This is a genomic window from Paraburkholderia sp. JHI2823 (assembly GCF_038900695.1).
Taxonomy (GTDB): domain Bacteria; phylum Pseudomonadota; class Gammaproteobacteria; order Burkholderiales; family Burkholderiaceae; genus Paraburkholderia; species Paraburkholderia mimosarum.
The window spans coordinates 1-10,209 of sequence record NZ_JAYMRY010000080.1 but is presented as its reverse complement, the minus strand read 5'-3'; the positions used below and the strand labels follow the sequence as shown (position 1 = coordinate 10,209).

The 10,209-nt window shown below is 56.2% G+C and carries 8 protein-coding genes and 3 pseudogenes; 6 read left to right on the top strand and 5 right to left on the bottom strand.

Translation table 11 applies throughout. The annotated features are described in order from the left end of the window. Positions 1–111: pseudogene (locus VSR34_RS36740) on the top strand (IS5/IS1182 family transposase); the annotation flags it as partial. A gap of 487 nt (positions 112–598) precedes the next feature. Here the strand turns inward: VSR34_RS36740 and VSR34_RS36735 are convergent. The 4 genes from VSR34_RS36735 to nifH all read right to left on the bottom strand — a co-directional run bounded on the left by VSR34_RS36735 (position 599) and on the right by nifH (position 5,746). After that, positions 599–1,345: a hypothetical protein gene (locus tag VSR34_RS36735; RefSeq protein ID WP_342965038.1), complete on the bottom strand. Its 747-nt coding sequence runs from the start codon at positions 1,343–1,345 to the stop codon at positions 599–601. 344 nt (positions 1,346–1,689) lie between these two features. Further along, positions 1,690–3,249: a nitrogenase molybdenum-iron protein subunit beta gene (gene nifK / locus VSR34_RS36730; RefSeq protein ID WP_342965037.1), complete on the bottom strand. Its 1,560-nt coding sequence runs from the start codon at positions 3,247–3,249 to the stop codon at positions 1,690–1,692. 71 nt (positions 3,250–3,320) lie between these two features. Continuing rightward, positions 3,321–4,784: a nitrogenase molybdenum-iron protein alpha chain gene (gene nifD, locus VSR34_RS36725; protein WP_342965036.1), complete on the bottom strand. Its 1,464-nt coding sequence runs from the start codon at positions 4,782–4,784 to the stop codon at positions 3,321–3,323. An 80-nt stretch (positions 4,785–4,864) separates the two neighbouring features. Continuing rightward, on the bottom strand, positions 4,865–5,746 hold the full coding sequence (gene nifH, locus VSR34_RS36720; RefSeq protein ID WP_028215377.1) for a nitrogenase iron protein: 882 nt from the start codon (positions 5,744–5,746) through the stop codon (positions 4,865–4,867). A gap of 433 nt (positions 5,747–6,179) precedes the next feature. Between nifH and VSR34_RS36715 the strand changes: the two genes are divergently transcribed. The 3 genes from VSR34_RS36715 (at position 6,180) to VSR34_RS36705 (ending at position 7,714) form a co-directional block, all read left to right on the top strand. Beyond that, positions 6,180–6,788, top strand: a complete 609-nt coding sequence (locus VSR34_RS36715; protein WP_342965035.1) for a hypothetical protein — start codon at positions 6,180–6,182, stop codon at positions 6,786–6,788. A gap of 89 nt (positions 6,789–6,877) precedes the next feature. Beyond that, the gene (locus VSR34_RS36710) at positions 6,878–7,459 is read left to right on the top strand and encodes an ankyrin repeat domain-containing protein (RefSeq protein ID WP_342965034.1); all 582 of its coding nucleotides are present in this window, start codon (positions 6,878–6,880) and stop codon (positions 7,457–7,459) included. A 12-nt stretch (positions 7,460–7,471) separates the two neighbouring features. Continuing rightward, a complete protein-coding gene (locus VSR34_RS36705) occupies positions 7,472–7,714 on the top strand; it encodes a zinc ribbon domain-containing protein (RefSeq protein ID WP_342965033.1) in 243 nt (80 codons plus the stop codon). A gap of 624 nt (positions 7,715–8,338) precedes the next feature. Here VSR34_RS36705 and VSR34_RS36700 read toward each other — a convergent pair. Further along, positions 8,339–8,557 carry a hypothetical protein gene (locus VSR34_RS36700; RefSeq protein ID WP_342965032.1) on the bottom strand — a complete coding sequence of 73 codons (219 nt, stop codon included), beginning with the start codon at positions 8,555–8,557 and terminating at the stop codon, positions 8,339–8,341. A gap of 532 nt (positions 8,558–9,089) precedes the next feature. Between VSR34_RS36700 and VSR34_RS36695 the strand changes: the two are divergent. Continuing rightward, positions 9,090–9,230 (top strand): annotated as a pseudogene (locus VSR34_RS36695) (IS5/IS1182 family transposase); the annotation flags it as partial. Positions 9,231–9,322: 92 nt separating this feature from the next. Continuing rightward, positions 9,323–10,083, top strand: a pseudogene (locus tag VSR34_RS36690) (transposase); the annotation flags it as partial. Positions 10,084–10,209: the final 126 nt, after the last annotated feature.

Sequence of the window (10,209 nt, the reverse complement as noted above, 5' to 3'; positions counted from 1 at the left end):
CTGTTTCGCCGCCTCAAAGGCTTCCGCCGCATCTTTTCGCGGTTCGAAAAACTGGACGTGATGTTCCTCGCCTTTATCAATTTCGCGCTCATCGTTGATGGGCTCAGATAGTGTGAACACGCCCTAGTTGATGTCTTGTTAAGACACGGTCCACCGGGTTGTGTGCGGCCTCCGTAAAACTCATGTCGGCCAGTGCATGTTAACTTCGCGATCAACGTCAACGGCCGAGCCGTCGCAGTCGAACCCGCCCAGATCGCGATCCACCGGAAACTTCGCCAACCAAATCTGACCGGAGAGCGGAATTGGCTGGTGTGTGCGGTACGTTCCTGGCGCTGGCGTTCGAGCTCGCGGTGCACAGGCCGGTCATTTTCCTGCTCGGCAGTAGGGGTACGCGCCACCGCCCCGACGCACCGCTCGCCGGTGTGATAGCGGATGAGATCCGCAGCATGCTTGTAGCTGTCGAGCCGGCCCGTCTTGCCACGACGCGCACGGCGGTTCCCGCCTTGCTGATACCGAGTTCAACCTCGCTGGTACCGCTGGCGTACGGCGTGGACGTCAGGCCCAGACAACCAGCCAGTTCCCGGCGGTTGTGAAACTGTCACCAGCCAAACAGTTCCCTGACCAGAGTCCACGCGCTGCCGCTACCGATACCCGCAAGCTGTGCCAGCAACGCCATGCCCGTGTGCGCTCCGCTGCACACCTGCCGCTCCTGTTGCACTTCGAGCGAGCGGATCTGCTGGCGCACCAGCGCGAGCCGCTCACATTCACGGTCAATCTCGGCGCGCAGACCGGGCGCGAGCAGATCGCGGTGCCGGGTCCACCAGTGCGTCCAGACGCGGCCGCCGACGTACTTGACCCGAAGGTTATGCAGTACAAGCAGGGAGCGGATCCGGTTAGTGTGCGCGGTACGTTCATGCCGCAGGCGTTCAAGTTCGCGGTGCAACCGCCGGTCGTCTTCCTGCTCGGGAGTAGGGATACGTGCCACAGCCCATACGCGCCGCTCGCCGGTGTGATATCGGATGAGCATGGACAGCAGCTTGTCGCTGTCGAGCCGGTCCGTCTTGGCACGCCGCGCACGGCGGTTCACCTCGATACTGGCCGAATCCACCACGAGATTGGCAATGCCCTGTCCAGTCAGCCAGCGATGAATCCAGAAGCCATCGCGCCCCGCCTCATAGCAGCTATAGACTGGCGCGTCGGCGCTGAGATGGCAGCGCGCCTTTGCGTTCGCGATGGCGGTGAGGACGGCTGTGGTATCGCCCGCAGCGACCGTACAGCGGCTGGGCGCGCGCCGTCCATCACCCAGTGAGAGCTTGCAGTTCTTCTCGCCCAGGTCAAAGGCCATGTACGGCGGCCACCTAGCGTCGCATTCCGCCCACGAATAGCTGTGTCAGATGCGTCCATTTGCGTGCTCCTTCGAAGGAGATCTGTGTGCAAATTCTGCGTTACTCCAGTCGGGCTTACTGCCGCTGCTCTCCCTCATTGCATCGGGTTAATTAATCGAGATTTGCAACTTCCAGCAGTGGCTTTTGTTGGATGGATCCGAATCGGATTGCGGAGAGTGGCCACACTTCGGTGTTATGAACAACCAGTCAAAAAGTCGTGCGGACCGCCCTCTGCCGGGCGGCCGCGCACGATCGCCCACGTCGAGGGGCTGGGCAAACCAAGCCTAGGCAAAGACCATTGCCATCAGCGGACAATGTCATAACTGTAATCAGTCTTTGCAATATCGACCGTACTCGTATCGAGCTTTTCGAAGAATTCGTCCAGTAGTGACACAAGCACGCGCAAACCACCCTCATACCCCCAGGTTGGGAAGCGGTGATAGTGGTGGCGGTCAAAAATAGGAAACACGAGTCTCACCAGCGGTGTCCCCGTATCGCGCTCCAAGTACTTCCCGTGAGTGTTGCCGATCAGGAAATCGACTGGTTCGGTAAATAGCAGCGAGCGCAGATGCCAAAGATCGCGCTTCGGATAGGCCTTGCATCCCGCGCCGTATGGCGACGCGTCCAACAACGCCTTGACCTTCTCGGCCCATCCGTCGTTACCGTTTGTCGACACAACATGCACCGGCTCCGCACCGAGCTCGAGCAGGAATTGCGTGTAACCTAGCATCTGATCGGGATCGCCGTAAAGTGCATAGCGTTTGCCATGGAGAATAGCCTGACTGTCCGCCATTGCATCAACGAGCCGCCCCCGCTCCCTTTCCAGTTCTGGCGGGATCGGTTTACCCGTGACACGCGATATCTCCATGAGGAAATGGTCGGTACCAGCAACGCCGACTGGTGAATTAAACACAACTACCTCTTGGCCGTGTTCCGCGATATACTTCGCCGTCTTTTCGCAGCAATACTCCTGGAAAATGAACGTCGCTTTCGCATTCAGTGCGCGTTCAACTTCGTTCTTCGTCGTTCCGCCCTCATACATACGGAATTCGCCATCCGTCGGTGTATTCCATGTATCGGAAGGATCGCAGATGATGTTCACGCTCACGCCAAAGAGATCGAAGATACGTCGAATCTCCTTGATGTTGCCGACCACGAAACCGTCAAATCCACCGATAAAGTTTACACTCTCATCCCGCACACGTATGAGTGGCGTTGCCGTACCCGCCTTGCCATCCCAGAAGTGTTTGAGAATGCCCAATAGAGCATTGTCGTAACCCGTCACGTGACTGCCGACAAACGCGGGTGTATGAGCGAACGGCACATCGTAGTCTTGAGGAACACTCCCCTTCTGCTTACTATTCTTGATGAATGCATCGAGGTCATCACCGATGACTTCTGCCATGCAGGTCGTCGAAACGGCGATCATCTCGGGCTTATAAAGGTTGTATGCATTCGCCAGACCGTCGACCATATTGTTGAGCCCCCCGAAAACCGCCGCGTCCTCGGTCATTGACGAACTCACGCACGACGTCGGCTCCTTGAAGTGCCGCGAAAAGTGCGAGCGGTAATAGGCCACGCAGCCCTGAGAGCCATGCACGAAGGGCAGTGTTCTATGAAAACCATTCGCCACGAATACCGCCCCAAGAGGCTGGCAGGCCTTCGCTGGATTGATGGTTAGCGAGTCGCGCGCGAAGTTTTTCTGCTTGTAGTCTTCAGTCTTTGTCCATTCGGCAACCTCCCTCACTGCCTCATCTGGATGGTTGAACTCAAAATTTTGCTTCTTGTTGCGCAAAAGCGCCTGATATTCCGGCTCGCGAAAGAGCAGTTCGTGATCGAGAATGTTGTCGCTTGATTGGGGCATGACTCGCTCCTGAATCGATTTCCTGAAGAGCCTTCAGGCGACACGGCCGCATCGCCAACGGCCCGCCTGGCTCACGCCGCATTCTTCCAGGGCGCCTTGGAAAGAGTCCACACAGGACTCGAAATTGCCATGTCCATGTCGCGCGCAAAGATTGCGAAGCCGTCATAGCCATGGTATGGGCCTGAATAGTCCCAACTGTGCATCTGGCGAAACGGAACGCCCATCTTCTGAAAGACGTACTTTTCTTTGATTCCTGAACCGACGAGATCAGGCCGCATGTGTTCGACGAACCGCTCGAATTCGTAGCCGGTCACGTCGTCGTAAATTAGAGTGCCATCCTGGATGTGATGCGTAGTGCGCTGATAGTCATCGTTATGGGCAAACTCGTAGCCAGTACCAACGACTTCCATGCCTAGGTCCTCGTACGCCCCGATGACATGGCGCGGGCGAAGGCCGCCTACAAAAAGCATCACTTTCTTATCCTCGAGGCGCGGCTTATATCTCGCGATAACCGCATCCATCAGAGGGCGGTATTTTGCGATCACCCTTTCGGCATTGACCTTGATCGTGTCGTCAAATCGGCTCGCGATCTCTCTCAGGCTCCTTTCGATCATTGTAGGACCGAAAAAGTTGTATTCCATCCAAGGAATACCATACTTCTCTTCCATATGCCGGCTGATGTAATTCATCGACCGATAGCAGTGGAGCAGATTGAGCTTGGATCGCGGCGTATTCTCCAGTTCAGCGAGCGTGCCATCGCCCGACCACTGCGCAATGACGCGCAAACCCATCTCCTCAAGGAGAATACGGCTTGACCATGCATCGCCACCGATATTGTAGTCACCGATGATCGCAACGTCGTACGGAGTTGCCTCGAGCGCGGAATGTTTATTGGGATCGGCACGGTCGAATACGCAATCGCGAATCGCATCGTTCGCGAGATGATGCCCAAGCGACTGCGATACCCCGCGAAATCCTTCGCAGCGTACGGGTACGATTGTGTGCCCTTCATACTGTGCGCTCTTCTTCTTCGAGACTGCCTCGATGTCATCGCCGATCAGACCGATCGGGCATTCGGTTTGAACTGATATGCCTCTGTTGAGCGGAAACAGTTCCTGAACCTCATCGACGATTTTGTCGAGTTTCTTGTCGCCACCAAACACGATGTCCTTCTCCTGAAAGTCAGAAGTAAACTGCATCGTGACAAAAGTGTCGACTCCGGTTGTTCCGACATAATAATTTCGGCGCGAACCCCACGAATACTGGCCGCAGCCGACAGGTCCGTGACTGATGTGAATCATGTCCTTGATCGGTCCCCAGACCACGCCCTTCGAACCGGCATATGCGCAGCCGCGAATCGTCATCACACCTGGCAGCGACTTAATGTTGGACTTCACCCCACAGTCCGGCCTACCCTGCTCGAAAGTGCCTAAATGCTTGGCCCGCCGCTTGGCCATCTTTTCCGGGTAAGCTCGCAGCACTTCGTCAATGAGAGCCTTGTGAGCGGCCTTACGTTCTTCAACCGTTGCGGTCATTGCATATCCATAAGTGGGAGAAATGTGATCGCCGGAATCGGTTGCCGTACGCCGTACGGAAACCGTTGTCCCCGCAGCCGTCAGGTGGTCAGTTCAGCCGCTGCCTTGCCGACCTTCGATTCATCGACCTGCACCATGATTCCTTTTTCCATCAGGAGATCTTCGAGTTGGTCCATCGTGATCGGCGTTGGGATCACGCCATTGCCGGCGTTGTTATGCACCTTCTCGGCAAGCGCGCGATACTGGCCGGCCTGCGCACTCTCTGGCGCGTACTCGATCACCGTCATGCGGCGTAGCTCCGCATGCTGAACGATGTTGTCGCGCGGTACAAAGTGGATCAGACGTGTGCCGAGCATCGCTGCGAGCGATTCCGCAAGCTCGAGTTCTTTGTCGGTCTTTCGCTCGTTGCAAATCAGGCCGCCCAAACGCACGCCACCGCTGTTGGCATACTTGAGAATCCCTTTTGAGATATTGTTCGCAGCGTACATAGCCATCATCTCGCCTGACATCACGATATAAATCTCCTGTGCCTTGTTCTCGCGAATTGGCATTGCAAATCCTCCGCACACCACGTCGCCCAGCACATCGTATGAAACGTAGTCAACCCCGTCGTAGGCGCCATTTTCCTCCAGGAAATTAATCGATGTAATGACACCGCGACCCGCGCAGCCGACACCCGGCTCTGGACCACCCGACTCCACACAGCGTATGTCTTTGTAGCCAATCTTCATGACATCCTCGAGTTCGAGGTCCTCCACAGAGCCGGCTTCCGCCGCGAGAGAGAGAATTGTGTCCTGTGCCTTCGCATGCAATATCAGCCGTGTCGAGTCAGCCTTCGGATCGCAGCCGACGATGAGTATCTTTTGCCCAAGGTCGCTGAGCGCCGCGAGCGTGTTTTGCGACGTGGTCGATTTGCCAATCCCGCCCTTTCCGTAGAAAGCGATCTGCCGAAGTTGAGCCATCGTGATACTCCATTGAGATAGAAGGATTAAACCAAGGTTGCCAATCAAGGCTGCAAAGCCGCGATCATGCCCGCGGCGTGCAGTGTCCATAGATCTTCTTCTGCAGAGTCACGCATCGGCCGGATGGTGTCCGCGCGTCGCTATAGTGCAGTTTCTATGCCAAGGGTCGAGAATGGTTGAAATGCCTTATAAATCGCGCTTTCAGCAAACATACCAGCATGGCACCTACCGACGTTCGCAGCGTCGGCTTCATGACAAACCGTGCGTCGTTGTCGCAAACCAGATTTGCACCACCTTTTTTTGGGCCAGCCTCGGTCAATGACAGTGGGCCAGCGAGCGGCTGGATTGGTGGTACGGAATTTGCACATGAACTGCGTGCTTCTTGTCCAACCACCATTCCACAGTATTTACTCAAATTGAATAGGGAAACCTAATGAATGATATGACTAACGACAAGGGACTTCACCAGACTGTTTTCGCCCGCTTGCAGTTCGAAGGCCGTTTACTTAATGCCGTGTTTAAGGGCCCCACCAGTACGCCTCGGCGCGCCGGTTTTCGGGGCGAGCTCGCGCTACGCTTCGGACCGCAACTCGCTGACGAGGCCCGCCCCCCTCAGCTGTCTTGCGAGCAGGTCATGGCAGTAGCCGACGTCGGCGACCCGCATCTCGTATTTTTCGCGGGGTGGCTATTGAGCTTCGAACATCTGAAAGACGTCGCCGCAGTATTGGGAGACGCACTCTCGCCAAAAGGAAAATACTTTCTGTTCTGCGACAACATCGATCTTTCGAGTCGCTATCAGGTGCACTACCAGGACGCAGTATTCTATGTCCTTCCTATCGTGGAATCGACGGTCTACAACGAAATACTTGAGCTCCTGTATCTCGATAAGGCAGAGCTGAAGAAAAAGGACACCGCGGGGAAACTCGACGCGGTCGCCGAAGCCGGGTCGAAGTTCGACTTACGTTTCGATTCCATCACTTACGCGCAGGGACTCGAATTGATGGGCCCAGTCCGTAATCCCAACGAAAACAGACCCGTCTAAGTTTCATTTCGCCGCGGTGCTTCTGCATGAAAACGCCGCCATGCATCTAAGCTATCACAACGCTCACGCAATCTAACTGGAGAATCACCATGGCATTGCTACTCGATGCGGCCGCACGTCGAAGAGCGGACGGTCAGCGCCTCCAGGACGCCGATGAAGGTCTGCAAGCTCCTGTACGTTCGTCAGTCGCTAGATGGCTGTCGGCGCATGAGTTTCCCGATGCCCATTCCTGCAGCGTTGACGGGATAACGCCGCTGATGCTTGCAGCGATGCATGGGGAAGACCGTATCGTCGCCGCGTTGCTCGACGAAGGTGCACCCGTCAGTGCGCTCGACGACAACGGCAACGATGCGCTATGGTACGCATGTCTATGCGGAGCGCCCGGACCGATTCTACGGTTGGTCAGTGCCGGTCTTAATGTCGACCATGCCAATGCGCACGACGTCACATGCCTGATGCAGGCAGCAGCCTGCGGCAGAGTCGACGTCATGTGGTTGCTAATATCCCTTGGTGCGAGTGACAGTTTGGTCGCGCCAGATGGGCGAACTGCTTTCGACATGGCCACGGATTTTGGACTACAGTTTCTGCTAACGGTAGACCGACTCAAAAACGCCATGCGCGAATCGTCGCGTTTCGCCAATGATGCCACGTCGCGCAACTTTGCGCATTGAGGAAAAGTTCCCATGCCACTTTACGACTATGTATGCCGAAACTGCAATTTGCGGTTCGAGATACTTGTACGCGCCAATTCGTTGACGTCATGTCCGCGTTGCAGCAGCAATGCACTGGATAAGCAGGTCAGCGCACCGTCCGCCCCTCCACGCAACAAGGCTCTCATTACGGCAGCACGCCGCCAGGCCGCTGGTGAAGGGCATTTGAGCAATTATTCCGCGGTCGAGCGCATGCAATTATTGCATCGGCCTTGAAGCGCGCGAAGGAGCGGCTGGGGTCTGCCATTTCGCATCTGCGCTGAAAAAGTTGACTCCAAGGAAAACCAGATGTCGTCGCAGTGTATTGGCTTCAGCGCAGAAACGTTTCGCAGCGTAGAACACTGGGATGTTGCAACAATTAAGAGACCTTCAAAAACAATTCGGTATGCGTCTTCTGTGTGTCGGATCGGAATATTGACATGGCAAATACCCGCATACTCGCAGAGCGTGGATTCCGATATTGAATAATTTGACAGATTCATGGCTGCCACGAGGGCTGCCGACGCTCACGATTTTATTGGTTGCTCTTGATGCGAGTCAGCAGCGCATCTTGAGTCAGATCACCAACCCCCAATATCGCGCAACTACAAAGTCAATGATCCGCCATGCCTTCAATGAGATGCGTCAAGCGATTATTGAATCGTCACAATGGTGTACATGTTTAAAAAAATTTTTTCGAACGGCCAAACCTATGACTGCGATCCGGTGATAGAGCAACGTGCCGTCAGGAGATATCAAATAAGAGACGGATTCAAAAAGACTGCTCCGTCCGTCTGAAGCTGTTCCAGCAGACGAGGGAACAACCAAATTTGAGAAATGCCTCGTGAGATGCATAGGCGTTCAATGGATCAGAAGGGAATGGAGGTCACGGCCGAAGCGGCCGCTGTTCAGATAGGTGTCGGCAGGCGCCGGCGTCGGCGCTGGTGCCGCGGTGGGCTGGCTGTCGAGCGCGTTGTCGAGGATCGTCTTGACGGTGCGGTACTTGGGGCTGGCGAACACGAGCGCACGCTCGCACGCAGCCTCCAGCCGTTGATCGCCGACCTTCGCGCAGAGCCTCACGCCCCCTGCGCGCCGCGCAGGTAGACGAGCACCGTGTCGTTGAACATCGCGAGAACGAGCGCGTGGCAGGCTGGCCCGATGTGACGCATGAGGAACGCACGATAGAGAAAGCGGTTGCGTTGCCTGTTCAGTCGCAGAGCAAGGCCAGCCGGTCGTCGCGGATGTGATTGAGATTTGCGTCGGCGTCGCACGCGTGCGTATCTCTGGCACGCCCGACGCAGCCACGCTGCGTGTTGTGTTGCGTACGTTGCGTACGTTGCGTGCGTTGCGTGTGGCTGCGGAGGCCGAGACATGATCGGTCTTCCTGCCGGCACGCGTGTGTGGCTGGCTGCCGGCGTGACCGACATGCGGGCAGGATTCAACAGTCTCGCGCCAAAGTGCAGACCGTCCTGGAACGCGATCCGTTCTTATGTGGCATAGCGAAATATGCAGCCGTCGACCGCGAGTATACCTGTTGTCTGAACTGGCGTAGCTCAGGTCTTCGCGATCGACGACACATAACGCTACAGATTCTCAAGGAGACTCAAGACGGCGTCCTCACTCGTGGCTTCCCAATTTCCGTCGGCTTCGCATTCGCTTCGATCGCCGTAGCGACATTCACGAAGCATTCCTCAAATTCTCTTGCTCGCTCGTGTGCCCAAATATATTCAAACGAGCGCAGTCGGCTATTTGAACTGGTCTCTAATCTCACTGTGTCATAAAAAGATGTTTGCAGAAAAGCGATACCTGGTAGTGTTGAATAATACAAACTTCGGGCGGACCGTGATGAGAGAAGATGTCGACGAATTTGACGCGTATCTGACTCATCTGGCGCAGGCGTTAGGGCACGCCGATCGCCATGCCGGCCTCAAGGGTTACTGTTCGGGCTTGGTAATGCCGTTATCACGCAAGAGCGTCGAGCCCATGGCCGCGCATATTGACCGACTTCACGCGAGTGCGAAACACCAGTCACTCCACCATTTTGTGGCCAACGCAGAATGGTCTGACCGGGCGGTCCTGCAGCGGGTACGCGAATGGGTGATGCCCGCGTTCTGAAGAGGCTGGCTATTACTGGATTATTGACGACACGGGCTTCCCGAAGAAAGGCAAGCATTCAGTCGGCGTAGCGCGGCATTACTGTGGGCAACTGGGCAAACAGGATAGGGATCCGGCCGGGCACCTCTGTGTGGGCGCCAGGTACGGCGCCGCTTCCACCCAAGCCCTGGAGTGGCCTCGGTCAGCCACCGAAATTGTTGCGTCGTGCGCCCGGCCATAAACCGCTCGTGGTGAAGGAACTGGTCATGCAATTGCCCATGAACGCGTGGCAAACCGTAACCTGGCGGGAAGGCAGCAACGCAGCACTTTCCTCACGCTTTGCCGCCGTGCGGGTTCGTCCCGCACATCACGACTATTGGCGAAGTACCGTTCGCGACGAAGAATGGCTGCTTATTGAATGGCCCGATGGCGATACGGAGCTGCTCAAATACTTTCTCGCTACCGCCCCCGAAGAGGCGACCCTCGAGCAGCCTGTGTTCGTGACCAAAATGCCCTAGCAGGTTGCGGAAATACCCCTCGACGGGCAGCGGCCTTCCACGATTTACGCGCCCACTGCCGCTAAATCTTTCGCATTGTGCAATTTCAACGCGAATCAACCTTTTTAAAGCGCTGTGAGG

Excerpts from the sequence above, each read along its gene's own strand:
- VSR34_RS36705 (WP_342965033.1), top strand. The coding sequence starts at position 7,472 with ATGCCACTTTACGACTATGTATGCCGAAACTGCAATTTGCGGTTCGAG.
- VSR34_RS36735 (WP_342965038.1), bottom strand. The coding sequence starts at position 1,345 with ATGGCCTTTGACCTGGGCGAGAAGAACTGCAAGCTCTCACTGGGTGAT.
- VSR34_RS36715 (WP_342965035.1), top strand. The coding sequence starts at position 6,180 with ATGAATGATATGACTAACGACAAGGGACTTCACCAGACTGTTTTCGCC.
- nifK (WP_342965037.1), bottom strand. The coding sequence starts at position 3,249 with ATGCCCCAATCAAGCGACAACATTCTCGATCACGAACTGCTCTTTCGC.
- nifD (WP_342965036.1), bottom strand. The coding sequence starts at position 4,784 with ATGACCGCAACGGTTGAAGAACGTAAGGCCGCTCACAAGGCTCTCATT.
- nifH (WP_028215377.1), bottom strand. The coding sequence starts at position 5,746 with ATGGCTCAACTTCGGCAGATCGCTTTCTACGGAAAGGGCGGGATTGGC.
- VSR34_RS36710 (WP_342965034.1), top strand. The coding sequence starts at position 6,878 with ATGGCATTGCTACTCGATGCGGCCGCACGTCGAAGAGCGGACGGTCAG.